Origin of the sequence: Sporobacter termitidis DSM 10068, assembly GCF_900130065.1 — a bacterium.
Classification (GTDB): domain Bacteria; phylum Bacillota; class Clostridia; order Oscillospirales; family Oscillospiraceae; genus Sporobacter; species Sporobacter termitidis.
This window is the reverse complement of the sequence record NZ_FQXV01000001.1, coordinates 280615-306003: the sequence shown is the minus strand read 5'-3', so window position 1 is coordinate 306003 and position 25389 is coordinate 280615. Positions and strand designations below refer to the sequence as shown.

The following is a 25389-nucleotide window of genomic DNA, read 5'->3' as shown; positions in this document are numbered from 1 at the left end:
GGAGCGGCAAATAAATTCATGATTTGTCACGCAGGAGGACATGCGCCTCCGAAGTGACTCTTCTCATGCAGCGCGCGGCTGAGCGCGCCGCATGCATCCCCTTGTCGGATAAAGCCCAAAGGGCTTTATCGACAGCCTGAGGCCTGCCGGATGAACCGTCAGGCCTCCCGTGGCTGACAGAAATATTGGAGACGGGACAGCATGAACCACATGATTATCGGCACGGCGGGCCACGTCGACCACGGGAAAACCGCCCTCATCAAAGCGCTGACCGGCATCGACGCCGACAGGCTGGCGGAGGAAAAAAAGCGCGGCATTACCATCGATCTGGGCTTTGCCTACATGGATCTGGGAGAAAACCGTAAGGTGGGTATCGTCGACGTCCCGGGCCATGAAAAATTCATCCACAACATGCTGGCGGGGGCCGGGGGCGTCAATCTCGCCCTTTTGGTGGTGGCCGCCGACGACGGCGTCATGCCCCAGACCCGGGAGCATCTGGATATCCTGTCGCTGCTGGATATTTCGAGAGGCGTTATTGCCGTCACCAAAACCGACCTGGTGGAGCCGGAGCTTCTGGGCCTCGTGGAGGAGGAAATCAGGGAAACGGTCAAAGGCACGTTTTTGGAAAACGCGCCGATCGTCCGCACGTCCGCTTACACCGGCGAGGGCATCGACGCGCTAAAGCGCACGCTAACGTCCGAGCTGGACAAGACGGCGGGGAAGGGGCGCACGCTGCCGTGCCGAATGCCGGTGGACAGGGTCTTTACAATCACGGGCTTCGGGACGATTGTGACCGGAACACTCACGGAGGGGACCGTCGACTTAAAGCACGAGTACTGCCTGTACCCCAAAGGCGCGCCCGTGAAAATCCGCGGGATACAGATTCACTCTGAAAAAGCGGCGGAGGCCTTCAGCGGGCAGCGCGTGGCGGTCAACATCTCCAACATGAGAAAAGAGGACATCCGCCGCGGCGACATTCTCGCCGTCGCCGGGAGCCTGCTGCCGACCCGGCTTGTCGACGTCCGGCTGCAGGTTTTGAAGTCCTCAAAATATCCGGTGACAAACAACAGCCGCGTCCATTTTTATCAGGGCGCGTTTGAAACGGTGGCAAAGGTCCGGCTTTTGGACCGCCCTATCCTGATGCCGGGCGAGAGCTGCTACGCCCAGCTGCGCCTGGACGACGAGACCTCCGTGAAAAAGTGGGACCGGTGCGTCATTCGGTTTTACTCTCCTTTGACGACGATCGGCGGCGGCGTCATCCTGGACGCCTGCCCTCTTAAAAAGCGGCGCAACCATCCGCCCGTGCTGGAAGGGCTCCGCGTTAAGGAGACGGGCGGCAGAGCCGCGCTTTTGGAGCAGGCCGTCCGGGAGTACTCCGCGTTATTTTATACGCTCGGCGAGCTTGTCCTGAGGGCCGGCCTCGACGGGCAGAGCGCGAAAACGGCGCTGGACCGCCTGATCGGCCAGAACAAGGCCGTGCTGCTGAACGGCGGGGCCTGCCTGCACGCGGATTTTATCCGTGTCCTGCAGAGCAGGCTGACCGGCATCCTGCGGAGCTTTCACCGGGAGAATCCGCTGGAGCCTGGCATGTCCCGTCAGGAGCTGCGCGCCCGGCTCGCCGGAGAAGACAACGTCAAGCGCTCCGAAGGACTGTTGGAGTATTTTGAGGAGAAAAAAGTCCTCCGGATCGAAAATGCCACGGTTGCCCTCGCCACCTTTCAGCGCCGGCAGGATGAAAACGACGAAAAGCTCAAAAAGCAGCTCGAAACGCTTTATCTGGACGCCGGCTTTGCCGTCCCGGCCAACGAGGCGGTGAGCGCGCAGTTTGAGGAAAATCCGCGATTCAAGGCGATCATGGGCTCTTTGCTGCGGGTCGGCCTCATCGTGCGGCTTGACGCCCGATACAACATGCACCGGGACTATCTGGCTCAGGCGGAACAACGCTTCCGTAAGCTGGCGGCAGCCGCGTCCCCCGTGGAGCTCGCCGCGTTCCGCGACGCGCTCGGCTCGTCCCGGAAGGTCGCCCTCGCCGTGATGGAATATCTGGACATGCGCGGCATCACAAAAAAGGACGGAGAGGGCAGGATACTGCTGCGGTAAAAAAGGAAAGTTTATCTATGCTGTTGTAAATGCAACAGACTTGCCGCAGGGTTCCTCTTACAATGACAAGTGAGAGGTGAAATGACATGACCATCTCACTTGATGAATTTCTAGACAGGATTTTAAGCCCGAATTCAGACCTGTACCTGATGGTGTGCGGGGAAGTTATTGTCTATGATAACGGCGCCAAAACCGTTTACAGCCCGATAACCACGCATCATAACGCCAGCCTGAATCCGCTTGTGGACTTCCGCACCCACATCGGGCACAGCCTGTTATGGAGCCGGCACGTTGAAATCCAATGCACTTCCGAAGAACTGAGAAACGCGCTGTATACCGCAGGCTATGAAATAGCCCCCCTGCAATCCAGTGAAGCCTATGCGAGATACGCTCTGTCAAAGCCGGTGCGGGCAGGATAACTGAACCTGACAAAAAGCAAGGGCCGTTGAGAGGTACCCTTGCTTTTTGCTGCTGCAGATGATTATTTATATACGTAAGCAATGATCAGGAAAAGCAGCAGGGCAGGAAATGTTTTCGTGGGTGACATGCGCTATACTGGGGCCACCGTACGGAGGAGGAGCGCCATGCAGATACCGGATATCATCAAAGGAAGCCTTGATTACATCGAACGCAATCTCAAGACGGACATCACCGCTGAGGAGCTGGCCCGGATGGCCAATTATTCCACGTTTCATTACTACCGCTTGTTCTCGTCGGTGATGGACGCATCCGTGGCGTCCTATATCCTCAAGCGCCGGCTGGACCATGCGCTGAGCGAGATCGCCGTCGGCAGGAAAGCCATCGAGGTCGTCATGGAATACGGTTTTGACACGTATGCGGGGTTTTACAAGGCTTTTATGAAAATGTATGGCTGCTCTCCGAAAAAGTTTATCGCGATTTACGGAAAACACACACCAAAAATACCAGAGGTGGCAACAATGTATACCGAAAAAGAACTTCGAAAAATCCTCGAAAACTGGGATATTGAAAAAAATCTGCCGATTGAGGATATCTGTATCCCGGACGGCGCGAAACCGTCTGGCAGCGACTGGACCGTCGGCGGCTATGTGCTGAGAACGGGTGATCGTGAGAAGCTGCTGAAGGACATTAAAATCGCCGAAGCGCTTGACTGCCAGGGTTTTGCTTCCGCACTGCCGGTGCCGACGACAGCGGGCGGCGCCTATCTGGACGGCCGCGAGGTCTTCATCCTGACGCACAGGCTCCAGGGCAGCCCGCTGTCCAAGCCCGAAAGATTCGGCGACCGCCGGACCGCGGTCGGTGAAGAATACGGCGCCGGCATCGCGCGGCTGCATAGGGCGCTGAAGGAGGTGCAAAACGATGTCTCACCGGACGACGTTGACCTGTACCGGATCGTCACCGATTGGGCGCTGCCGAATTTCCGGCAGCAGAACGTCCAGTGGAACATGGGGCTTGACGAGCGCTTTTTCAGAGATTACCTCGACGGTTTTGGGCGCCTGTACGGCAAGCTGCCGCGGCAGCTCGTCCACCGGAACCCCCACCCCGGCAATATCCTGTTTTCGGATGGTGCGGTCAGCGGCTTTATCAATTTCGACATGGGCGAGGTCAACATCCGGTTGTGGGACGTCTGTTACTGCTCGACGGGGCTCTTAAGCGAAACGGATGAGGAGAACTATGAAAAGTGGCTCGACGTGCTAGGCGGCATCCTGCGCGGTTATGACAGGGAGAACAGGCTGACGACGGAGGAAAAGCAGGCCATTTTCCCCGTGATCCTGTCGATACAGATGGTTTTTGCCGTATACCTGGAAGGCCGTGAGGAATTGCGGCCCCTCGGCGACACAAATCGGAAAATGCTGAAGTTCATCGTCCGGCACAAAACAGAGATTGACAGGCTGATCTGAACCCCGAAACGATGACAAAGGGCCGACCTTGCGGTCGGCCCTTTCAGACTGTCGGATAAAGCCCGGAGGGCTTTATCCGACAAAAGGCAGCGTGCAGGCCACTCAGCCGTGGCCTACACGATAAGTGTCATTGCCGACTACACGCCGCCGGAAATGACGGATTCCATCTTGTTCCCGCCGTGCGCGGCGGGAATTCTGCGAAGCTTTTTTGCTGCATATGAGTTTTCAGCTGCCGATCCTGTAGAGCTTGGCAAGGCCGCCTTCGGCCGTCTCGCGGTAGCGGCTGGAGATATCGCGGCCTGTTTCATCCATGGTCTGGACAACGAGGTCGAAGGAGATTTTACGGGTGTTCGACAGAAAATTGGCAAGGCTCAGCGCGTTGATGGCGCGCATGGCGGCCACGGCGTTGCGCTCGATGCAGGGGATCTGGACGAGGCCCCCGATGGGATCGCACGTCAGGCCGAGATGATGCTCCAGCGCCACCTCGGCGGCGTATTCTATCTGGTCGATGCCCATCTCGAACAGCTCCGCCAGCGCGGCGGAGGCCATCGCGCAGCCGGTGCCGACCTCCGCCTGGCAGCCGCATTCCGCGCCGCTGATGGAGGCGTTCTGCTTGACCAGATTGCCGATGAGACCGCCTGCGGCCAGCGCCCGGACGATCTGCTCGTCCGTAAAATGCTTCTTCTCCTGCATATACCGCAGCGCCGCCGGCACAACGCCGCTGGAGCCGCAGGTGGGCGCCGTGACGACGGTGCCCCCGGCGGCGTTCTGCTCGCTGACTGCGAAGGCGTAGGCGCAGACGGTCCGGTTTTCCCTGGTCTCCGGGCTCTCGTCAATATGCCGCTGGTTGTACAGAAACTGCGCCTTGCGCTCCACGCCCAGCCCGCCCTCCAGCGTCCCGGTGACGGAGAGCCCGTCCACGATGGAGCGCTTCATCGCCTCCCAGACGATATAGAGATAGTCCCAGATTTTCCGGCCCTCGCAGCGCTCTATATACTCGCTCAGGCGGATGTTGCCGGCCTTGCACAGACGGCTGATTTCCGAAAACGTGTTTTCGGGATAGACCTCCGGCTGCTCCAGAATCTGCCGGCCTTCGATGACGATATCGCCGCCGCCGACGCTCAGAACGCGCATCGAGCCCGTTTCACGGCCGCCGGTATAGGCGAAAAAGTCCATGGTGTTGGGATGAGTCAGGACAAACTCCGGCTCGGGGACAAACGCCACGTCCGCCGGCGTCGGTGACAGCGCCCGGAGTATCGCGGTGTCGGTCATATGTCCCTTGCCGGTCTTTGCCAGAGAGCCGTAAAGCACGGCTTTGAATTTTTCGGCGTCCGTGTGCTCGCCTTTAAATATCCGCGCGGCTTTTTCCGGCCCCATCGTGTGGGAGCTGGACGGCCCGCTGCCGATTTTATATAGTTCCATTATGGATTTCATGGCGCCCTCGTTTTCTTTCCCGCGTATTTGTGAGCTTAGCATTATTATACATTATTAATTACCGATCGCCTACATCAAAATTCCCGCCCGCCCGCCCAAAGTAAGGTATAGGGCTGCGCCCTATGACCCGTTTTTGCGGGGCTCCGCCCCGGACCCCGTAAGACTTCCTGCAGGCTTGTCATTCCCGCGAAGGCGGGAATCCAGGCTTTCCCCCTAGGGGAAGGGGCGCGCAGCGCCGGAAGGAGTGAATCTTGCTCCGCGCCGGGAGGGTGTTCACCCGGTCATCATATTACGCAAAATAAGGGATATCCGTGCTATAATGAAGCTAAAGAACCCATACGCAAAAGGCAACGCAGAAAAAAATAATTATAATATAGCACAAATTGAGATTTTCAAAAATCGATTATCCTGTAACCGCAACGATTTGACCGCTTTTCGAGTGCGAAACACTTCATGCTCTCGTAACATATCAAGGAAAATATCGCCCCACTCCAGCCCCTTTTCAAAGCTTAACAAGGCGTTTTTAATCAATATCAGCCCCAAAACATCAAATAGAAGTCTTTTTTCATCCAATACAAGCCTGTTTTCCTGTCGAATCCCTCGTACGGCTCAATACCCGCCTCCCGGCACCCTACAGCACTAGAACGTGGGGGGCGCGCTTTGTGCGGGGCTTCGTGAAATTGATTATTTCATTTTATCGCCATTTTGTGGTAAAATGTCCTTAAACGGGCAATAAATCACATGAACGGGACAGGAGGGCGTGACATGAAAATCGCGATTCTGGGCGCCGGGGCGATGGGCGCGATGGTAGGGGCGTATCTCAAAAAGGGCGGCGGCGAGGTATATTTTGTCGATCCATATGAGGCTCACATGAAAGCCGTTTCGGAAAACGGCCTTTTTATGGAGATCGAGGGGCACGCGCCGGAGACGGTCCGGGTGGACGGGGCGACGATCCGGGCGGAAGACGTGGGCGTTTGCGATGTGGTCATCCTGCTCGTCAAGGGCATCAACACCACATCGTCCGTTCAAAATAACAAGGCCCTGTTCGGGGACGGCACGGTGGTCCTCACGCTGCAGAACGGCATCGGCAACGCGGACCTGTTAAAGCGGCTGCTGCCCGAGGAAAACATCGGGCACGGCATCCTGAAATCGTCGGCCACCCTCTACGCGCCGGGTAAAATTTTCGGCCGGGACAGATTCCCCGACAGTCCGGCCGGGGCTTTCTTCTATCCGCTGGGTAAGGAGACGCGGCGTTTTGATACATACCGGCGGCTCGTCGATATTTTTACCGCCGGCGGCTTTATCGCGCGGCTGGACGAAAATATTGAGGCGATCATCTGGGATAAGCTCTATAATAACGCCGTCTTCAACTGCCCCTGCGCCATTTTGCAGATCGCGCCGCAGGATTTTATCAGCCACGAGATGGGCACCGAGCTGTATAAGCACATCGGCAGGGAGGTCTGTGCGGTGGCCACCGCAAAAGGTATCCCGATGGACGCCGAGGATTACTGGACGCATCACGGCCTGCCGTCCATCCCGAAGGGGCCGGTGACGGAGCGGCACTATACCTCGGCCATCCACGACGTCAGCCGCGGAAACAGGACGGAGGTCGACTTTTTGAACGGAGCGGTCTACAGGGAAGGGCAGAAGCTGGGCGTCCCCGCGCCTTATAACGAAACGATCTGGCGCATGACGCGGATTCTGGAAGATACATACGACCTGAAATATGTCCCGGAGTCGTAGCAAAACGGAGCAAACGTCCGAAATTTTGAATAATTGGTTTACAAAACGTCCCATTCATAGTATGATTAAAACAGTTGAATAAATCAAGCAACTGTAATTTGGGTGGAGAGCTCTTTTTAGGGTGACCGCCCTTTTATCTTGGACAGTGCGCATGAGATGCCGGCTGTCCAGCGCACTTTGCTGAAGATAAGAAGGAGAAAATCACATTCATGACATTTGAGAGTCTGAAAATTATAGAACCGATTTTAAAAGCCCTGGACAAGGCCGGATATACCGAACCGACCCCGATCCAGGAGGAGGCTATTCCGCCGCTGCTGGACGGCCGGGACATTCTCGGCTGCGCCCAGACGGGGACGGGAAAGACGGCGTCCTTCGCCGTGCCCATCCTGCAGAAGCTGTACGCGGAGAAAGCGCTCCGAAAGGGCACCGCCCCGAAGGCGCTGGTATTGACGCCGACCCGGGAGCTTGCCACACAGATCGCCGCCAGCTTTTCGGCCTACGGCGAATTTGTCGGCCTGAAGAACACGGTGATTTTTGGCGGCGTGTCGCAAAATCCCCAGGTCCAGGCGCTGCAGAGCGGCGTGGACATCCTGACGGCGACGCCGGGGCGGCTCATCGACCTGCTGGATCAAAAGCATGTCGACCTGCGCCATATCAGCTATTTCGTCCTGGACGAGGCGGACCGTATGCTGGACATGGGCTTTCTGCGCGACGTGGAGAGGATCATCGCCAGGCTGCCCGAAAAAAGGCAGACCATGCTGTTTTCCGCGACGATGCCGGCCGAGATCGAAAAGCTGACGAAAAGGATATTAAAAGATCCCGTCAAGGTGGCCGTCACACCCGTGTCTTCCACTGTGGACACCATTGAGCAGAAGCTGTACTACGTCAACAAAAGCAATAAGACAAAGCTGCTGGCCCATCTGCTTAAAACGGAGGATATTGTCTCCGCCCTTGTATTCACCAGGACGAAGCACGGCGCCAACAGGCTGACGGAAGCGCTGCGCCGGGCCGGCGAGACCTGCGAGGTCATCCACGCCGACAAGTCCCAGTCGGTGCGGCAGATGGCCCTGAGCAAGTTCAAAGAGGGCAAGTCCCGCGTCCTTGTGGCCACAGACATCGTGGCCAGGGGCATCGACATCGTGGAGCTGTCCCACGTCGTCAATTTTGACCTGCCGGAGTCTCCGGAGGATTACGTGCACCGGATCGGGCGCACGGGCAGGGCGGGACACGGCGGCACGGCCATCTCGTTCTGTGACCTGCTGGAAATCAAGAGCCTGGACGGCATTGAAAGGCTGACGGGCAAAAGGCTGGAGGTCGTCTCCGAGCATCCGTATATCCTGCAGGATGAGACGCCGGAGGATAGGCAGCTGGACGCGCCGCCCCGAGGCAGAAGGACCCATCATTCCGGGAACCCAAACGGCGGAAAAAGCTCCGGCTCCGGCTACAGGGGCAGGTACCACGGCAACAGGCGCAATCCTTCGGACCGGGGGCCCGGTAAAAACGTGTAGAGGTAAAAGCAGCGCGGAGCCTTTAATGCTCCGGGCTGTTTTCAGTTTGTGAGATACCGGCCTGGGCGCGGCGGGCGCGCCTGCCGTGCAGGAGGCCATACAGCGGGACGCCGAGAGCGACGACGGCGGCTTCGGCGAGATACATGGCGGCAAAGCCGCCGGCGCCGGCGATCAGGCCCAGAAGCACCGGCCCCAGCCCCAGCCCGATATCCGAGAAAACGAAGTACGTCGACGTTGCGCTGCCGACCTTGTGGCGGTCTACGGATTTTACCGCGATGGTCTGCCCCATGTTCAGAATATTGCCGTAGCCGAGCGCCATGAGGACGGCGGCCAGAATAAACATGGTGCCCCCGCGCGCGAAGGCCAGCGCCAGAAGGCTCAGCGCGTAAAACACGACAGCCGGGTACATGACGATATTGTCGCCCCTTTTATCCAGCAGCTTTCCGGCCAGAGGCCTGCAGATCAGGATGGCGGCGGCGTATACGATAAAGAACAGCGACGCGGTGCTCGCCTGATGAAGCTGCACCGTATAAGAGCTAAGGAAGGCAGTGACGCCGGTGTAGCACAGGCTCATGAAAATAACGACCAGCGACAGCGGGAGCGCGCGCCGCTCAAAGATATCCCCAAGCGGCTTTTTCTTAAGCTGGACGAGCTGCTCCTCGCTGAAGACAGGCTTTTCTATTTTGACGAAGGCCGCCAGGAGAAGGCTTAAGAGCGCCGCCGCCGCGCAGACGGCAAACAGTGCTGTATATGTAAAATGCTGTACGATAAACATGCCGGCCAGCGGCCCCAGCGCCGTGGCGACGGTGAAATTCAGCGAGAAAAAACCGATGCCCTCGCCGCGCCTGTCCGGAGGAATCAGGTCGACCACGACCGTGGACAGAGCGCTGTGGACAACGCCGAAGGCCGCCCCGTGCAAAAAGCGGACGGCCAGCAGCGGCGCAAGCCCGATAGGGAGCAGATAGGGCAGGCTCAGGAGGAAGAACGCGCGGCACCGCCGGCCAGCACCAGCCGTCTCCGGCCGACGGTTTCAAGATACCGGCCGCAGAAAATCCGCCCGAGCACGCCGCCCAGCACGAAGATGCCCGCCGTCAGGCCCGCGATGCTTTCACCAGCGCCGAAGGCTTTGGCGGCGTAGTCGGCAAGGGTCGTCATTGTGATGTAAAACACCAGCGCCGCAAAAAGTCCCGAGAGGGTGGCTAAAATAAAATCCTTTGTCCAGAGCTTATGTTTTGTCTTATCCATCGTCGCCCACCTGAAAATAAAAATAGCAACGCGCCGTGTTTCAACTGGACTTACGTGAAACACGGCGCGTTGCGCTTTGATTATAGCGTGGCAAATTTGATTTTGCAAACGGTTTTTATTTCAGGCCGCTATTTCATCCCCCCGGCATCCGCCTGATAGGCGTTGTCGGAGACGCAGGGGATAACGGGACAGTTCGCGGCGCGCAGCGCGTCCAGAAATTGCGGGCCGGCGCGCAGGTTGCTCCCGACAATGCTGCGGGGCGTCAGCGCCATGGTCTGGTTGAGAGAAATGCTCTCAAAGTGCTCGCTCCTGAATGCCTCCAGGAACCACAGCGTGTCGTTTCCGGTGTTCTGGACATAATGTACGTAGCCGACAGGGATATAACCCACATCGCCCGCGCGGTAATTGAAGGTGCGGGCCCTGCCGTTTTCCCCGAAAACCGTCATGCGTCCCTGACCGGTCAGGTAATATTGGAATTCATCGTTATTGTTGTGCCAGTGGATCTCACGCATGGCGCCGGGCTTGATCTCTACAAGCGCCGCGGCCGTTGTTTTGGCCACGTGGAAGTTTGCGGTGTCCGCAATACGGACGCTGCCGCCCGCGGTGGCGATGGGGTCCTGGGCCATCAGCTCATGCTTGAAGGTTTGCGGCACCGGCCCGAACGGGGAACGGACGGCTTCCTCCTCCAGCGGGCCTGGTACGGTGCCTTGGTATATATAAACCTGCCCTGACGGGAAGGTCCTGAATTCGCTGGCCGGAACCCCAAAATTCATGGAGAGCACCTCCCTTGGATAATGGGCAAACAGATCGCTCAGCGACAGGGTATTCAGGTCTGAAAAATCGCCGTCGTCAAACAGCAGGATAAACTCGCAGCCGTCCGCCATTCCCTGCAGGGCGTGGGAAACGCGGGGAGGGAAGTACCAGAGGTCTCCGGGATGGATATCCCCGATGAAGTTGCGCCCCTGCTGGTCGACGGCGGTGACGCGGGCGCTGCCCGTGAGCACGAGCGACCATTCGGAGGCTTCGTGCCAGTGGACTTCGCGCACCCCGCCCGGCGTCAGGCGCATATTGACGGCTGCCAGCGTCTTCAGCGCCGGCATTTCCCTCGCGGTGATTTCGCGGGACCAGCCGCCCGGCTTCAGTACCATGCTGGTGTCGGAAAAAGAAAATTTAAGATTCGGCATGAGTCCCGCGTCTGTTGCCGGCGGGACCAGCATATCCGGATTTTCCAGGTCACGAAGAATATCGCGCGGGCCGGGGTCGGTGGCGCCCCAACCGTTACGGATGGGCTCCGGTATATAGCTGAAATTACGCCGCGCGCTTTGAAAATCGAAGTACATGTTGTTTCTCCAAAGATATATTAAGCTTCACTCAGAGCGAGTTCCGCATCGCCATATCATATTGAAAAAAATGTTGATTTGTTCGTTAAATTGTAAACTGCACCCGGCGGAGGAAACAGCCGTTTTTTCTGTTGACAAACAGGTGGCGGTTGGTATAATGGTATTGAACGTTGTTCAGAACGTCGTTCAGCATGGAGGGTGTTTTGAAAAGCAGAGAGGATACCAGGGAGAAAATACTCAGGGCGGCCGCCGAATTGATCGGCGAGAGCGCCGGCAGCATCGAGACGATTACAGTGCGGGCTATTGCCGAAAGGGCAAACGTCGGCGTGGGGCTTATCAATTATCACTTTCAAACGAAGGAGCACCTGATCGAGCTCTGCGTGCAGCAGCTTATCGGCAGCTTTATCGCCGGCTTTAAGCCGGATGTCGGCCCGGGGCTGAAGGGCGCGGCGTATCTGGCGGCTGTCGTCAAGAATGTCGCCGATTTTCTGGCCGCCAATCCCGCCGTGTCGCAGATTTCCATCCTGGGGGATTTTAAGTCGCCGGAGGCCGGAGACAACACCATGAAAACCGTGCGGGGGCTGCTGCTGTCCTTACAGGGCCTTGATTTCCCGGAGCGCGATAAAGCGCTTTTGATGTTCGCCGTCACGTCCGTTCTCCAAGGCATATTCCTGCGCCGGGAGCTGAGCGGGGCGCTGTTCGGATATGATTTTAACGACAAGACACAGAGAGACGCGATGATCGACCTTATTGTAAACCGGCTTATGTGAAAGGAATGAAAGATATGAACAAGAAAACAGGGATGCTCGCCGCGCTCGTGACGCTGGCCGCCGTCGCCGCGTTCGCGCTCGGCATGGCGTTCGGCAGCTCGTTTGTGAGCTTCCTGGCCAGCATGTTTATCGCATGGGGCTTTGTCCCTCTGGTGTGCGCTTTCGCCGCCTTCGGCGGGCGCGAGACGTCGGCGGTGAGCAAAACGGCGGTAGCGTTTGCGTCCGTCTATGCTGTCCTTATCATGCTCGTGTATTTCGCCCAGCTCACCACCGTCAGAATGGGCACGCTGGCCGGCCAGGCGGCGCTGCTGCTGGATTACGCGAATTTCGGCCTGATGTTCAACTACGACCTGCTGGGCTATGCGTTCATGGCGCTGGCGACCTTTTTCATCGCTTTCGCGGTCCAGGTCAAAACGACGGCCGATAGATGGCTGAAGGGGCTGCTGCTGGCCCACGGCGTCTTCGCGGTCAGCTGCGTTGTGATCCCGATGCTTGGCGTTTTCGGTGGGGCAAACGCGGGCGGGGCGCTTATGGGCACCCTGATCCTCGAATTCTGGTGCGCCTACTTTATCCCGGTCTGCATCCTGTCATTTGTGCATTTTAAAAGGAAAGAGAATGTATAGAATTCTCTGTAGGCCGCGCCTATCGGCGCGGCCTACTCAGCTGTCGATAAAGCCTCCGGGCTTTATCGACAAGGAGAGTACATGCAGCGCGCTCAGCCGCGCGCTGCATGAGAAGAGTCACTCCGGAGGCGCATGTCCTCCTGCGTGACAAATTTGAATTTATTTGCCGCTCCGGCGGCAAACTCTGCGAGGCTTTGTCCTCTGTATGCAGTTTTTTTGACAAGCTGGGTACCGCGCCTTTCGGCGCGGCTTACTTTTGGGTGTTGACAAATCTCAAATATAAGATATGATGACTATAAAGTCAGTGACTTAGGAGTCATATAAAATGACAGAATCTAAACGGCAGCGGCAAAAGGCGCAGACAAAGGAACATCTGATCGAGACGGCGTATGCGGTGTTTTCATCGCGGGGCATCATGGCCGCGCGCATGGCGGACATCGCGGCGGCGGCGGGCGTCTCCCACGGGACGGTTTTTCTGCATTTCAATACCCAGGAGGCGCTTATCGAGGAGGTCGTGGCGCATTACGGCGCGCTGATCGCCCTTGAAACCCACGCGCTGGCGGAACGCTGCGGCAGTATGGAAGAGCTGCTGCGGGCGCATCTCGGCGCCATCTCGGCATATGAGCCGTTTTACACGCGGCTCGTCCTGGAAAATCGCATGCTGCCGACGGCGGCGCGGGACAGCTGGATTGACATTCAATCCGCCGTGTCGCTGCATTTCAACCGCGTGGCCGAGAGGGAATCCAGCCGCATAGAGAAGCGCGGCATCCCCGATGCGATGCTCTTCAACATGTGGATGGGGCTGGTGCATTATTATCTTGCCAACGGAGGCCTGTTTGCGCCGGAGGGGAACGTGATCCGACGTCACGGCACGACGCTTGTGGGGAGCTTTCTTAAGCTGCTGAACGGGTGAGCTAAACCGGGCGGCGGCGGCCGCCGTCAATATAAAACTGAAAGGACGATCAGAATATGAAAACATGCATTGCCTGCGGTATGCCGATGAAAGCGGCGGAAGATTTTCCGGGAGGAGACCAGAGCAAGGATTACTGCGTCTACTGCGCGCGGGAGGACGGCACCATGCAGTCGTACCCCGAAAAACTCGAGGGCATGACGGAGTTCCTGGTCCGCACGCAGGGGCTTGACCACGGCGCGGCTCACGAGACCGCCGTGCGCCTGATGTCAAAGCTGCCCGCCTGGAAGGACATGCGGACAAACGCGTAGCATCCCGCGATAAGCGAGGGCAGGCCGCCAAAGGAGCGGCCTGCCCTCAGACTGTCGATAAAGCCCGTGGGGCTTTATCCGACAAGGGGGTGCATGCGGCGCGCTCAGCCACGCCCCGCATGAGAAGTGTCACTCCGGAGGCGCATGTCCTCCTGCGTGACGATTTTGAATTTATTTGCCGCTCCGGCGGCAAACTCTGCGAGGCTTTGCCTTCTTCAGGCAGGTTTTTCGACAAGCTGAGGACAGGCCGCCAAAGGAGCGGCCTGTCCTCATTTTCCTAAGGAGGCACATGTTGTGAAAAATGACTAAAGGCACGCGTGGCAATTGACGCCGGAAAACTGTGCCAATAACAAATCCGGAATACCATATCTTGTACACTTATGATAAAAAAACAAAAAGATTATTGAAGTAATAAACAAATTGTTTTGAAAAGTGAAAAAATAAAACGCGATTCGTGACGAAATCGTCTTTATGTTAACGATAGTTTATTTTCAAATAGGCGGGATGTATAATCAAATTGCCCCATAATATTTTGTGCACTTAAGCAAATTACGCGTAACTAATTTTGGTAAAGGTGATGAATATGAACATGAATCCGGAGGAGCGGGAGACTGTCTGCAAGTGCGGGCAGGAGACGGAGGAACAGAAATACGAACGGTTGGATCAGGTTATCGAGATCTATAAATCGAAGCCAGGCAGCCTGATTCAGATTTTACATATGGCGCAGGGCATATTCGGCCATATTCCGTCGGAGCTCCAGGAGTATATCGCCGGGAAGCTCAATATGCCTGTCGCGAAGGTCCACGGCGTGGTATCGTTCTATACCCACTTCAGCATGGTGCCGAAGGGGGAGCACACCATTCAGGTCTGCATGGGTACCGCCTGCTTCGTGCGCGGCGGCAAGGAGATTCTCGAGACACTGACCGACGAGCTTGGAATCGGCGTCGGAGAGACGACGCCGGACGGCAAATTCACACTGGAGGTCACGCGGTGCATCGGCGCCTGCGGCCTGGCCCCGGCCGTCACTATCGACAACGTGGTGTATCAGATGATGGACTCCAATAAGATCAAGCAAGTTCTGAAAAATGGAGAGTTTGGAGCATGATTGAAACAAAAATGGTTAAAACGGCGGCCGACCTCGACAGCATCAGGGAGAATTTCCTCGAGGAAACGCGCCGCTATCAATACAGGGTGCTTGTCTGTTCCGGCGGCGGCTGCGTCTCAGCGGGCTGCCACGCGGTGAAGAACGCGCTGCTTCAGGCCATCGAGGATAATCACCTGGAGGACAAGGTGCTGGTCAGCGAAACGGGCTGCATCGGCACGTGCAATCTGGGCCCCGTGATGGTCGTCATGCCGGAGGAAGTCTTCTATACAAAGCTGACGCCGGCGGACATTCCGGCGATCGTTGAAAGCCACTTCGCGGGCGGCGCCGTGAAAGAAGACAATACATACTACGACACCGCTTTGAAAAAGCGCGTGACGCACCTGAAGGATATTGAGTACTTTAAAAATCAGATCAAAATCGCCCTGCGCAACTGCGGCAACATCGATTACGGCTCCATCGAGGAGTATATCGCCAGCGATGGGTATAAGGCCGCCGCGAAGGCGCTGAACTCCATGACGCCGGCGCAGGTGGTCGACGAGGTCACAAAGTCCGGCCTCAGAGGCCGCGGCGGCGCGGGATTCCCCACGGGCGTCAAATGGAATGCGGGCCTGCAGGCCGTGAGCGACGAGAAATACATCGTCTGCAACGCCGACGAGGGCGACCCCGGCGCGTTTATGGACCGCAGCCTCATCGAGGGCGATCCCCACACGGTCATCGAAGGCATCCTCATCGGCGCGTACGCCATCGGCGCGGAGAGAGGCTTTGCCTATATCAGGGCGGAGTATCCGCTGGCCATTGAAAGATTCAACGCCGCGCTGGAGCAGGCGCGGGACTTCGGCCTGCTGGGCGAGGATATCCTCGGCAGCGGTTTCGACTTTGACATCGAGGTCCGGATCGGCGCCGGCGCTTTCGTGTGCGGCGAGGAGACGGCGCTCATGGCCTCCATTGAGGGCGAGCGCGGCGAGCCGAAGCAAAAGCCGCCCTTCCCGTTCCAGAAGGGGCTGTTCCAGAAGCCGACAATTATCAACAACGTGGAGACCTTTGCCAACATCGCGCCCATCATTTTGAAGGGCAGCGGCTGGTACGCCAGCTTCGGCACCGAAAAGAGCAAGGGCACAAAGGTCTTTGCCCTGGCCGGCGATATCAATAACACCGGCCTTGTGGAAGTGCCTATCGGCATGAAGCTCAGCGACATCGTGTATAAGATCGGCGGCGGCCTGCCCGGCGGCAAGGAGTTCAAAGCCGCGCAGATCGGCGGGCCCTCCGGCGGCTGCATCACCAAGGAAAACCTGGATACGCCGGTGGATTACGATTCTCTGATGAAGCTCGGCGCCATCATGGGCTCCGGCGGACTCATCGTTATGGACGAAGACAAATGCATGGTGGACGTGGCGAAATTCTTCATGGAATTCGTCCAGGACGAATCCTGCGGCAAGTGCACGCCCTGCCGTCTCGGCACAAAGCGGATGCTGGCCATTCTTCAGAAGATCACGGACGGCGAGGGGACGATGGAGGACATCGACGAGCTGGAGACCCTGGCCCGGGACGTCACATCCTCGGCGCTGTGCGGCCTGGGGCAGACGGCGCCCAACCCGATCCTCTCCACGCTCCGCAATTTCCGCAACGAATATGAGATGCACATCGCCGACAAGCGATGCCCCACGGGCAAGTGCAAGGCTCTGGCCTGCTATACCATCGACAAGGCCGCCTGCAAAAAATGCGGTCTCTGCGCGAAGAACTGCCCTGTGTCGGCCATCAGCGGAGACAAGGATACGCCTTACTCCATCGACGAATCAAAGTGCATCAAATGCGGCGCCTGCTTTGGAAAGTGCCCTTTCAAGGCAATTTCCAGGTGACCTGAATGGGGGTTAAGTAATGATCAATTTAACGATAGACAACAAGAAAGTCCAGGGCCAGGAGGGGCAGACCGTTCTGCAGGTCGCCGAGGCCAACGGCATTCATATTCCGACCCTGTGCTATATGGAGGGCGTCCACGAGAATTTCTCCTGCCGCATCTGCGTGGTCGAGGTGGAGGGCATGCGGAACCTGCAGCCGTCCTGCTCCGTGAAGGCGGCCGAAGGCATGGTCGTCCGCACCAATAACGAGAAGGTTTTGAGCGCCCGGCGCACCATCGTCAACCTCATGCTGTCCAATGGCGCCCACAACTGCCTGTCCTGTGAAAAGAACGGCGACTGCCAGCTGCAGGACGCCGCTTATGAGCTGGGTATCGAGGCGCCCAAGTTCATCCTCAAGAGCGAAAACGACCCGGGTATCGACGACTCGAGCCCGATGATCATCCGGGACAACCGGAAATGCATCCTCTGCAAGCGCTGCGTGATCGCATGCAACAAGATCGTCGACAACGACGTACTGGGTTTGGCCCAGCGCGGCAGCGAGACGGTGGTCGTCTGCGACACCGACAAGCCGATGGGAGAATCCTCCTGCGTGCAGTGCGGCGAATGTGTCCAGCGCTGCCCGGTGGGCGCGCTCATCGAGAAGAAGTCCGTGGGCAAGGCGCGGAGCTGGGAAACGACAAAGGTCAGAACGACCTGCCCGTACTGCGGCGTCGGCTGCCAGCTGAACCTGCATATGAAGGGCGAGGAGATCGTCAAGGTCACCGGCGTGGAGGGCGCGCAGCCCAACGACGGCCGCCTGTGCGTCAAGGGCCGTTTCGGCTACGACTTCATCTATTCGGACGAAAGGCTCACGACGCCCCTCATCAAGCAGGCGGACGGTACCTTCCGCGAAGCTTCCTGGGATGAGGCGCTCGACCTGGTGGCGAATAAGTTCAAGGCTATCATCGCCAAATACGGCCCGGAGGCCGTGGCGGGCGTCAGCTGCGCCAGAAGCACAAACGAGAACTCCTACCAGATGCAGAAGCTGGTGCGCGCCGTCTTCCAGTCGCCGAACATCGACCACTGCGCGCGCGTCTGCCACGCGCCGACCGTCTCGGGCCTGATGAAATCCTTCGGCACGGGCGGCATGACGAACTCCATCCAGGAGTTTGCCAACACGAAGCTCCTGTTCTGCATCGGCACGAATATGACCGAGGCGCATCCGGTCGCTTCCACCTTCGTCAAGAACGGCGCCAGGAACGGAGCGAAGCTGATCGTCTGCGACCCGAGACGGCACCGGCTGGCCGACTACGCGGACATCTTCGCGCAGATGAAGGTCGGCTCGGACGTGGCTTTCCTGAACGCCATCATGAACGTTCTGATCAACGAGGACCTCTATGATAAAGAGTTTGTCCGCGATCACTGCGAGAACTTTGAAGAGCTCAAGGCCTGCGTGATGAAATATCCGCCCGAAAGAGGCGAGGAGATCAGCGGCGTCCCGAAGGAGACGATCATCGAGATCGCCCGCATGCTCGGCACCGTCAAGCCCGCCATGCTGATCTACACCCTGGGCATCACCGAGCACACCTGCGGCACGGATAACGTTATATCGGTGGCCAACCTGCAGATGCTGCTGGGCAATATCGGCAAGGAAAACACCGGCGTCAATCCGCTGCGCGGCCAGAACAACGTTCAGGGCGCCTGCGACATGGGCGCGCTGCCCAACGTGCTGCCGGGCTACCAGAGCTTTACCGATCCGGCCGTCAACGCCAAGTTTGCAAAGGCCTGGGGCGTGGACAGCATTCCGGCCAAGAACGGCCTGATGATCGCCCAGATGCTGGACGGCCTGCTCGACAAAACGATCAGGGGACTGTTCCTCTTCGGCGAAAACCTTGTCCAGGCCGAGCCGGACATCGCCCATGTTGAGAAATGCATGGCCGCAGCGGAATTCCTGGTCAGCACCGATATCTTCATGACGGAGACGACGCGCTTTGCTCACGTCATTCTGCCCGCCGCCTCCTGGTGCGAGGACGAGGGCACCTATACAAACTGCGAGCGGCGCATCAGCCGCGTCCGGAAGATCAAGAACGCGCCGGGCGAGGCAAAGCCCGACTGGTGGATCTTCAAGCAAATCGCTAAGCGCTTCGGCCATGAGTGGGCGTCCAACAGCGCCCGGGAAATCTGGGATAACGAGCTGGCCGTGCTCTGCCCCTCGTTCGCCGGCGTCAAATATTACAGGCTCGACGGGGACGGCATCCAGTGGCCCTGCCCCAGCGAGGACCATCCCGGCACACAGATCCTGCACAAGGACGGCAATTTCACAAGAGGCAAAGGCCTCCTGGTGCCTCTGGAATGGACGCCGCCGGCCGAGGTGCCCGACGCGGAGTATCCGTTCGTCTTAAGCACGGGCCGCCGCCTCTACCACTATCACACGCGGACGCAGACGGGCCGGGCCAAGGGGCTCAACGACCTGCTGCCCGAGGAGTACGCCGACATCTCCGATATCGACGCCGGCCGCATGGGTATCGCAGACGGCGAGAAGATCAGGGTCTGGTCGCGGCGCGGCTCTGTTGAAGTAACGGCGCGCGTTTCCGAGCGGATTCAGCCGGGCCTTGTATGGATGGCGTTCCATTACCGCGAAGGCAACGCCAACTGGCTGACGAACAAGGCTTACGACCGCGTCACGATGACGCCGGAATACAAAGCCTGCGCCGTGAACATTTCCAAGCTCTAAAATACGCCGGTTGTCTCAAAGCGCCCGGACGGCCGGAGACGCACCCTGCAAGTACGCCGCATCATATGCCGGCATATCCTGTAGGGGGCGCCGCCCCCGGCGTCCCGTTCACCGGGCCTTGAGACAGCCGGCACAGTTCTTAAAATCCCCTTTCGATTGGACTTGATGATCATGGAAGATAAAATCTTCGAAGAATTTGAGGTGCTGAAAATCAGCAGGGAGGACGGCGCGTATACGCTGCAGGAGGTCTGCAAGCCGGTTATCGCCGAGATTTCCCTGAAAATCTATATCAACGGCATGGAAATGGTCTCTATGCTCTGCCTCAACAGGCAGCAGGAGGAGCTTGCCGTCGGTTTTCTGTACAGCGAGGGCGTGATCAACAGCTTTGACGACATCGAAGAGGTCTGCTATAACGAGAGGGCCATGGCCGTCATGGTGCGGCTGAAGGAGGGCATCTCCGTCAAAAGGCAGGAGAGCCTCCGCAGCATCACCGCCGGCTGCGGCAAATGCTACACGTATATCAATCCCTTGAAGCGGAGCCAGTTTAAAAAGGCGGAAAGCGCCGGCCGGTTCTCGCTGGAGGACATCATGGGCCGGATGCGGGACTTCGCCGGACAGTCCGAGCTCTTCCGGGAGATCGGCGGCGTGCACAGTCTGCTCTTTTATACGCCGGGGTACTCTGTGTTCAGCGAGGACATCGGCCGGCACAACTGCTTTGACAAGGTGACCGGGACGCTCCTCAAGGAGGGGAAAATGGCGCTGGCGGAAGACGGCATCGTCTTTATCAGCGGCAGAGTGACCTCAGAAATCATGACGAAGGTCATCCGGCTGGGCGCGCCGGTCATCGTCTCCAAGTCTACGCCGTCCACGGCGGCCGTCAAGCTGGCCAATCAGTACAACATCACGCTGCTGGGCTACGCCAGGAGCGACACAGGCTACGTCTACAGCGGCGCCGACAGGCTGATGGAAGCCACGCCGTGCCGCGCGGAGAAAGTGGCGATCTGAACTATTGCAATAAAGACGGGCGATCGCAGATCGCCCCTACGGAGCGCGACATGACTCTTTGTAGGGGTGATGCACGAATCGCCCGCCGATTTTATATTTTTTGCTTTTGTGCTATTATCGGATTGGATATTTATAAATAAAGGAGTACGAGCAGTGTTCATACGGCAGGCCGCGCCATCCGAGCTTAAGGATATCATGGATATCTACGACAGGGCGCGCGATTATATGAGGACAAGCGGCAACATGGCCCAGTGGGTCAACGGTTACCCCGGAGAGGGTCTCGTCCTGGAGGACATCAGAAACGGCTTCAGCCACATCTGCATGGACGGCGGCAGAATCGCCGCTGTTTTCAGCCTCGTCACAGGCGAGGACCCGACGTATAAAGAGATTTACGACGGCAGGTGGCTCAATGAAAACCCCTACGGCACAGTCCACCGCATCGCCGTGGCCATCCATCAAAAGGGCGTTGCCGCCTTTTGCCTCGACTGGTGCCTGCAAAAATGCGGCAATGTCCGTGTCGACACCCACGAGGACAACCTGCCGATGCGCGGTCTGCTCACAAAATGTGGTTTCACTTACTGCGGCGTCATCTACCTCCCCGATGGCTCGCCGAGATTTGCGTATCAAAAGACGGAAGGCTGAGATTGACAATAAAAGAGGCTGCCCTCAAATTGAAGGGCAGCCTCTTTTACATGGGCGTTATTTATCCAGCAGCAAGAGCTTTTCCGGGGGAAGCTGAACGTAGCGAGGCAGTGTTTTCAGCGATTCGTACTTTTCGCGGCTCATTTCAAGGCGCAGCGTTTTGGCGGCGTTCGAGCCTGCTTTACGAATCAGGAGAATGTAGCTGAAGGTGTCCCGGAGGGTGCTGACGGCCTCGAATTCAAAGCAGTTCGGGAGGTCGCAGGCATCGGTGAGGACGATGTCGTGGGCGCGGATGCCGACGTATTTGACATCTCCGGCGGGCTTGCCGCCGCACTCCAGCGTCATGTCCCAGTCGCCGGCCGCGATTGTCCTGTCGGAAACGGGTCCGGCGGGGGAGATGTTCTTGCAGCCGGTGAGGAGGCAGGCGTCGTAGGACCTGGGGTCGTTGAACAGCTCCCACTTGTCGCCGTCGGCGACGAGGGTACCGCGGGACACGACGGCCACGCGGTGGCACAGCCTGTACACCTCGTCCCTGTTGTGGGAGACGAAGAGGGAGGTACCGCCGAACTCGCCTAAAATCACGGCGAGCTCCTGTTCCAGCTGCCAGCGCAGATAGCTGTCCAGGGCGGAAAATGGCTCGTCCAGCATGAGGACGTTCGGCTCCGACATCAAAATGCGCGCCAGAGCGACGCGCTGCTGCTGTCCGCCGGAGAGCTCGGCGGGGTAGCGGTCCTGGAGGCCGTCGAGGCCCATGATGGAGAACAGCTCCTTGACCCTGTTAAGCTTCCGGCTGCGGTCTGGCATGCCCTTGGCCGCGCACAGGACGTTTTGCCGGGCCGTCATATTCGGAAACAACGCGGCATTCTGGAACATATAGCCCGTTTCGCGGCGCCGGGGCGGGACGTTTATTTTTTTGTCGGAGTCAAAGAGCGGCACGCCGTCCGCTATGATGACGCCCTCGTCGGGCCGGACGATACCGGCGATGCATTTGAGCGTCATGCTCTTGCCGCTGCCGGAGGCGCCGAGAAAGCCGACGATTTCGCGCTCCGCCTTGAAACGGACGTCGAGCCTGAAGCCCGGCCATGTTTTTTTGATATCTATTTCGAGGGACAATTAAATGCCCCCCTTCGCCGCAGGGATGTTTTTGCGCCGGCGCCGCGACGGCTCGCCCGTCACCAGGTTCATGACCAGCATGACGGCAAAGGAAATGACGAGGTCGATGAGCACGTATTTGTAGGCCAGCGCATTGTCTCCGGCGGCCATCGCCGCGTAGACGGCAACGGAGAGCGTCGTCGTCTTGCCGGGGAGATTTCCGGCCAGCATGATGGTGGCGCCGAATTCCCCAAGACCTCTGGCAAAGGCCAGCACCGTCCCGGCGATCATGCTGTAACGGCTGCCCGGCAGAATGATCCGCCAGAAAATAAAGGTGTTGCTGAGCCCCAGCGTCTGGGCCGCGTAAACGAGCGTTTGGTCAAACTGCTCAAACGCTCCGCGCATGGTGCGGTACATAAGGGGAAAGGCGACCACCGTCGAGGCGATGATGGGCGCGTACCAGGAGAAGACGATTCTCTCATGGAAGACGGCCAGGAAGAACCGGCCGGCGGGGCCGTGAATCCCGAAAAAGACAAGCAGGAAGAAGCCGACGACGGTGGGGGGCAGGACCATGGGCAGCGTCAGGATGCCGTCGGCAATGCCCTTGAGGAGCCTGCCGAGCCTGATGACATAATAGGCGGCGACGATCCCGATAATGACGGCGAATACCGTCGCCACGAGCGCCGTGCGCAGCGAAATCCACAGCGGAGAATAATCCAAAGTCCCACCCCACGAAATTGATTTTTATTTTGTCACAAAGCCATATTTATCGAACACAGACAGAGCGTCGTCGGACTGCAGATATTTGATGAAAGCGGCGGCCGCGTCCTGGTTGGTGCTGGCCTTGACGATGGCGAGCGGATAGACGACAGGCGTGTGGCTCCCGTTCGGCGCCTCGGCGATGACCTTGACGTTTTCGTCCGTCAGGGCGTCTGTTTTATAGACGATGCCGCAGTCCACGTTGCCGGAATCGACCCAGGAGAGGACCTGCTTGACGTCGGAGCCGTACGTCGCCTTGGCGCTGACCGTGTCCCACAGATTGAGATAATTGAACGTATCCTGCGCGTACTGGCCGGCGGGCACGCTCTTGGGATCGCCCAGGGCGATCTTGCTGACGGCGTCCGTGGCCACGTCGCCAAAGCCGCCGACCTTGACGGGCGCATCCTTGGGGACGATGAGCACGATTTCGTTTTTCAGCAGGTCAACCTTGGACGAGGTGACGATGAGCCCCCCCTGATCGAGCGCGTCCATCTGTTTCGTTGCCGCGGAGAAGAAGATATCGGCGGGGGCGCCCTGCTCGATCTGTGTCTGCAGCGCGCCGCTGGAAGCGTAGCTGGGGGTGATCGTGACATTCGGCGCCACGGTTTTATAGGCGGCGATGATGTCGTCCAGCGGCTGTGTCAGGCTCGCGGCGGCAAGAATCGTGAGATTGGCCGCCGCACCCGAACTCGGGGACGCTGATGCGGTGGATGCCGGCTGGGAAGCCGAAGGACTCTCTGACGGCGCCGTGGGTGTTCCGCAGCCAAACAGGGCAAATGCGAGTACGAGCGCCAGACATAGTGACAGTAGCTTTTTCATAATCTTATCCTCCAATAATAAATGACTTTCAATCTCAGCGCAATTCATTTTTCACGCGAATTGGGCAGCTTGAAATGCTTTGTACCGTTCCTTCACGAGTATAATTATGATGTCGCCGTGTGAAGAATAAACCGCTACAATTCATTTTGTGTCGTTTCGTCATGTTTATATACGCTGGCGCGAGAATGGGTTGACGTTTATTAACGAATCGCCAAGTCAAATTTATGTTAAATGCTTGCAGTGAAAAAAGCAATGTGCAAACTGTTTTGAATTCGGTGTTAATTTGGCAACTATTCTGTAGCATAGTACAGCCTGAGGCCCGGCGGCATTTACACAGCGCCGAAAAATGATATAATGATTTCTGAGAATTCACTATATCGCGCATGTGAGCGCTGAAGCTTTAAAGGTCTTGCGCCGGAGGGCGCAGGCGGCGTGTGGTATTATCGAGAACGGAGGCGGCATCGCCCATGGAAAGCGATCTTTTAAATGTGCAGGAAGTGGCGGATATCCTGAAAATTGCGCGGAACACCGTTTATGAGCTAATCAAGCGGGGAGACCTCGACTGCTCCAAGGTCGGAAAGCAGATGCGGGTGTCAAGGCTGGAGGTCGACGCCTATCTGAAGCGGAGCATGGGCCGGCACCGGCAGGACGCGGCCCCGCCGGCAGATTCGCCGGCCAAAGCCGACGGGCATGCTGTCCTGCAGCAGAGCGAGGAGCTCCTGCGGGGAAATGAGCTTATTATCTGCGGGCAGGATATCTCTCTGGATATCCTCGTGAGCTATCTCAATACGAAATACGAGGGTATTCCCATCTACCGCTCGCATTTTGGCAGCTATAACGGCATTTACGCGCTGTATCAGGGAAAGGTGAACGTGGCAACGGCGCACCTCTGGGACGGAGACGAGGACGCGTACAATGTGACGTATGTCAAAAAGATGATGCCCGGCATCCCGGCCGTCGTCGTTCGGATCGGCGGGAGACGGGCGGGCTTTTACGTCCCGGAGGGGAACCCGCTGGGCTTTCGGGACTGGGCGGACCTGCGGCGGCGGGATATCACGATCGCCAACCGGGAAAAGGGCAGCGGCGCCCGCGTCCTGCTGGATGAGAAGCTCCGGCTGATGGGCTTTTCCGGCGAGGCGATCCGTGGCTACGCCAACGAATTCAAGACGCATCTCGCCGTTGCGGCCCAGGTCTCCGCCGGCCTCGCGGACGTGGCTGTGGGCAGCGAGAAGGGCTGCCAGGGCGTGGCGGGCGTCTCGTTTGTTCCGCTTCAGACGGAGTGCTACGACCTCATCATCAGGAAATCGGACATGGACAAGCCGCAATTCGCGGCGATACTGGAGATCATGACCTCGGACGACTATAAACGCGATATCGAAAAGGCGGCCGGCTTCGACATCACACAGACCGGGAAAATCGTCGGCCGCTAGCCGGCATCTGTTCATATTTCATATATAGGGCTGTCCTGTTTTGTTTACAGGGCAGTCTTTTTTCTGCCGTCCCTGCCCGCGGCAAACGGCGCCTCCGGCGCATA

23 protein-coding genes are annotated in these 25389 nt (G+C 58.2%); 15 read left to right on the top strand and 8 right to left on the bottom strand.

Features of this window, described 5'->3' with window-relative positions; translation table 11 throughout:
- Window positions 1–201: 201 nt before the first annotated feature.
- From selB to BUB60_RS01430, 3 genes are all read left to right on the top strand, one after another.
- Window positions 202–2100 carry a selenocysteine-specific translation elongation factor gene (gene selB / locus BUB60_RS01440; protein WP_073075853.1) on the top strand — a complete coding sequence of 633 codons (1899 nt, stop codon included), beginning with the start codon at window positions 202–204 and terminating at the stop codon, window positions 2098–2100.
- Between the two features lie 86 nt (window positions 2101–2186).
- Window positions 2187–2519 carry a hypothetical protein gene (locus tag BUB60_RS01435; protein ID WP_073075852.1) on the top strand — a complete coding sequence of 111 codons (333 nt, stop codon included), beginning with the start codon at window positions 2187–2189 and terminating at the stop codon, window positions 2517–2519.
- Between the two features lie 165 nt (window positions 2520–2684).
- Window positions 2685–3980, top strand: coding sequence for a helix-turn-helix domain-containing protein (locus BUB60_RS01430; protein WP_073075851.1), 1296 nt, complete (start codon window positions 2685–2687; stop codon window positions 3978–3980).
- A gap of 225 nt (window positions 3981–4205) precedes the next feature.
- On the opposite strand, the gene BUB60_RS01425 is transcribed toward BUB60_RS01430, so the two are convergent.
- Both BUB60_RS01425 and BUB60_RS01420 read right to left on the bottom strand, forming a co-directional pair.
- On the bottom strand, window positions 4206–5402 hold the full coding sequence (locus tag BUB60_RS01425; protein WP_242941114.1) for an L-serine ammonia-lyase, iron-sulfur-dependent, subunit alpha: 1197 nt from the start codon (window positions 5400–5402) through the stop codon (window positions 4206–4208).
- A 378-nt stretch (window positions 5403–5780) separates the two neighbouring features.
- Entirely contained in the window at window positions 5781–5987 is a 207-nt protein-coding gene (locus BUB60_RS01420) for a hypothetical protein (protein WP_073075849.1), read from the bottom strand.
- 192 nt (window positions 5988–6179) lie between these two features.
- On the opposite strand from BUB60_RS01420, the gene BUB60_RS01415 reads away from it, so the two are divergent.
- A complete protein-coding gene (locus BUB60_RS01415) occupies window positions 6180–7157 on the top strand; it encodes a ketopantoate reductase family protein (RefSeq protein ID WP_073075848.1) in 978 nt (325 codons plus the stop codon).
- 209 nt (window positions 7158–7366) lie between these two features.
- Window positions 7367–8665 carry a DEAD/DEAH box helicase gene (locus BUB60_RS01410; protein WP_073075847.1) on the top strand — a complete coding sequence of 433 codons (1299 nt, stop codon included), beginning with the start codon at window positions 7367–7369 and terminating at the stop codon, window positions 8663–8665.
- Window positions 8666–8687: 22 nt separating this feature from the next.
- Here the strand turns inward: BUB60_RS01410 and BUB60_RS01405 are convergent, their stop codons facing one another.
- The 3 genes from BUB60_RS01405 to BUB60_RS01400 all read right to left on the bottom strand — a co-directional run bounded on the left by BUB60_RS01405 (window position 8688) and on the right by BUB60_RS01400 (window position 11250).
- Window positions 8688–9599 (bottom strand): MFS transporter, encoded by a 912-nt coding sequence (locus tag BUB60_RS01405; RefSeq protein WP_341444120.1) that lies wholly within the window; start codon window positions 9597–9599, stop codon window positions 8688–8690.
- Between the two features lie 38 nt (window positions 9600–9637).
- On the bottom strand, window positions 9638–9910 hold the full coding sequence (locus BUB60_RS19460) for an MFS transporter (protein ID WP_084726158.1): 273 nt from the start codon (window positions 9908–9910) through the stop codon (window positions 9638–9640).
- A 128-nt stretch (window positions 9911–10038) separates the two neighbouring features.
- Window positions 10039–11250 (bottom strand): cupin domain-containing protein, encoded by a 1212-nt coding sequence (locus BUB60_RS01400; protein ID WP_073075846.1) that lies wholly within the window; start codon window positions 11248–11250, stop codon window positions 10039–10041.
- A 203-nt stretch (window positions 11251–11453) separates the two neighbouring features.
- On the opposite strand from BUB60_RS01400, the gene BUB60_RS01395 reads away from it, so the two are divergent.
- The 9 genes from BUB60_RS01395 (at window position 11454) to BUB60_RS01350 (ending at window position 21185) form a co-directional block, all read left to right on the top strand.
- Window positions 11454–12020: a TetR/AcrR family transcriptional regulator gene (locus BUB60_RS01395; protein ID WP_073075845.1), complete on the top strand. Its 567-nt coding sequence runs from the start codon at window positions 11454–11456 to the stop codon at window positions 12018–12020.
- A 14-nt stretch (window positions 12021–12034) separates the two neighbouring features.
- Window positions 12035–12643, top strand: a complete 609-nt coding sequence (locus tag BUB60_RS01390) for a hypothetical protein (protein WP_073075844.1) — start codon at window positions 12035–12037, stop codon at window positions 12641–12643.
- A gap of 325 nt (window positions 12644–12968) precedes the next feature.
- Complete coding sequence (locus BUB60_RS01380) at window positions 12969–13556, top strand: TetR/AcrR family transcriptional regulator (RefSeq protein ID WP_073075842.1); 588 nt, start codon at window positions 12969–12971, stop codon at window positions 13554–13556.
- A gap of 56 nt (window positions 13557–13612) precedes the next feature.
- A complete protein-coding gene (locus BUB60_RS01375) occupies window positions 13613–13864 on the top strand; it encodes a zinc ribbon domain-containing protein (RefSeq protein ID WP_073075841.1) in 252 nt (83 codons plus the stop codon).
- A 583-nt stretch (window positions 13865–14447) separates the two neighbouring features.
- Window positions 14448–14969, top strand: a complete 522-nt coding sequence (locus BUB60_RS01370) for an NADH-quinone oxidoreductase subunit NuoE family protein (RefSeq protein ID WP_242941112.1) — start codon at window positions 14448–14450, stop codon at window positions 14967–14969.
- The gene (nuoF, locus tag BUB60_RS01365) at window positions 14966–16825 is read left to right on the top strand and encodes an NADH-quinone oxidoreductase subunit NuoF (RefSeq protein ID WP_084726156.1); all 1860 of its coding nucleotides are present in this window, start codon (window positions 14966–14968) and stop codon (window positions 16823–16825) included. The genes BUB60_RS01370 and nuoF overlap by 4 nt, the downstream gene beginning before the upstream one ends.
- Before the next feature lie 19 nt (window positions 16826–16844).
- Complete coding sequence (gene fdhF / locus BUB60_RS01360; RefSeq protein ID WP_073075840.1) at window positions 16845–19538, top strand: formate dehydrogenase subunit alpha; 2694 nt, start codon at window positions 16845–16847, stop codon at window positions 19536–19538.
- A gap of 171 nt (window positions 19539–19709) precedes the next feature.
- Window positions 19710–20543 (top strand): formate dehydrogenase accessory sulfurtransferase FdhD, encoded by an 834-nt coding sequence (gene fdhD / locus BUB60_RS01355; protein ID WP_242941111.1) that lies wholly within the window; start codon window positions 19710–19712, stop codon window positions 20541–20543.
- A gap of 153 nt (window positions 20544–20696) precedes the next feature.
- Entirely contained in the window at window positions 20697–21185 is a 489-nt protein-coding gene (locus BUB60_RS01350) for a GNAT family N-acetyltransferase (protein WP_242941110.1), read from the top strand.
- A gap of 57 nt (window positions 21186–21242) precedes the next feature.
- Here the strand turns inward: BUB60_RS01350 and BUB60_RS01345 are convergent, their stop codons facing one another.
- From BUB60_RS01345 to modA, 3 genes are read right to left on the bottom strand one after another with little or no spacing between them, the layout of a single operon-like run.
- Complete coding sequence (locus BUB60_RS01345; RefSeq protein ID WP_073075838.1) at window positions 21243–22298, bottom strand: sulfate/molybdate ABC transporter ATP-binding protein; 1056 nt, start codon at window positions 22296–22298, stop codon at window positions 21243–21245.
- Window positions 22299–22997 carry a molybdate ABC transporter permease subunit gene (gene modB, locus BUB60_RS01340; protein ID WP_073075837.1) on the bottom strand — a complete coding sequence of 233 codons (699 nt, stop codon included), beginning with the start codon at window positions 22995–22997 and terminating at the stop codon, window positions 22299–22301.
- Between the two features lie 24 nt (window positions 22998–23021).
- Window positions 23022–23855: a molybdate ABC transporter substrate-binding protein gene (gene modA, locus BUB60_RS01335; RefSeq protein ID WP_073075836.1), complete on the bottom strand. Its 834-nt coding sequence runs from the start codon at window positions 23853–23855 to the stop codon at window positions 23022–23024.
- A gap of 467 nt (window positions 23856–24322) precedes the next feature.
- On the opposite strand from modA, the gene BUB60_RS01330 reads away from it, so the two are divergent.
- Window positions 24323–25285: a substrate-binding domain-containing protein gene (locus tag BUB60_RS01330; RefSeq protein ID WP_073075835.1), complete on the top strand. Its 963-nt coding sequence runs from the start codon at window positions 24323–24325 to the stop codon at window positions 25283–25285.
- The last annotated feature ends 104 nt before the right edge of the window (window positions 25286–25389 follow it).

What these genes read in the sequence shown, in the direction of transcription:
- selB (WP_073075853.1), top strand. Translation starts at nt 202, where the DNA reads ATGAACCACATGATTATCGGCACGGCGGGCCACGTCGACCACGGGAAA.
- BUB60_RS01435 (WP_073075852.1), top strand. Translation starts at nt 2,187, where the DNA reads ATGACCATCTCACTTGATGAATTTCTAGACAGGATTTTAAGCCCGAAT.
- BUB60_RS01430 (WP_073075851.1), top strand. Translation starts at nt 2,685, where the DNA reads ATGCAGATACCGGATATCATCAAAGGAAGCCTTGATTACATCGAACGC.
- BUB60_RS01425 (WP_242941114.1), bottom strand. Translation starts at nt 5,402, where the DNA reads ATGGAACTATATAAAATCGGCAGCGGGCCGTCCAGCTCCCACACGATG.
- BUB60_RS01415 (WP_073075848.1), top strand. Translation starts at nt 6,180, where the DNA reads ATGAAAATCGCGATTCTGGGCGCCGGGGCGATGGGCGCGATGGTAGGG.
- BUB60_RS01410 (WP_073075847.1), top strand. Translation starts at nt 7,367, where the DNA reads ATGACATTTGAGAGTCTGAAAATTATAGAACCGATTTTAAAAGCCCTG.
- BUB60_RS19460 (WP_084726158.1), bottom strand. Translation starts at nt 9,910, where the DNA reads ATGGATAAGACAAAACATAAGCTCTGGACAAAGGATTTTATTTTAGCC.
- BUB60_RS01400 (WP_073075846.1), bottom strand. Translation starts at nt 11,250, where the DNA reads ATGTACTTCGATTTTCAAAGCGCGCGGCGTAATTTCAGCTATATACCG.
- BUB60_RS01390 (WP_073075844.1), top strand. Translation starts at nt 12,035, where the DNA reads ATGAACAAGAAAACAGGGATGCTCGCCGCGCTCGTGACGCTGGCCGCC.
- BUB60_RS01380 (WP_073075842.1), top strand. Translation starts at nt 12,969, where the DNA reads ATGACAGAATCTAAACGGCAGCGGCAAAAGGCGCAGACAAAGGAACAT.
- BUB60_RS01375 (WP_073075841.1), top strand. Translation starts at nt 13,613, where the DNA reads ATGAAAACATGCATTGCCTGCGGTATGCCGATGAAAGCGGCGGAAGAT.
- BUB60_RS01370 (WP_242941112.1), top strand. Translation starts at nt 14,448, where the DNA reads ATGAACATGAATCCGGAGGAGCGGGAGACTGTCTGCAAGTGCGGGCAG.
- nuoF (WP_084726156.1), top strand. Translation starts at nt 14,966, where the DNA reads ATGATTGAAACAAAAATGGTTAAAACGGCGGCCGACCTCGACAGCATC.
- fdhF (WP_073075840.1), top strand. Translation starts at nt 16,845, where the DNA reads ATGATCAATTTAACGATAGACAACAAGAAAGTCCAGGGCCAGGAGGGG.
- fdhD (WP_242941111.1), top strand. Translation starts at nt 19,710, where the DNA reads ATGGAAGATAAAATCTTCGAAGAATTTGAGGTGCTGAAAATCAGCAGG.
- modA (WP_073075836.1), bottom strand. Translation starts at nt 23,855, where the DNA reads ATGAAAAAGCTACTGTCACTATGTCTGGCGCTCGTACTCGCATTTGCC.
- BUB60_RS01330 (WP_073075835.1), top strand. Translation starts at nt 24,323, where the DNA reads ATGGAAAGCGATCTTTTAAATGTGCAGGAAGTGGCGGATATCCTGAAA.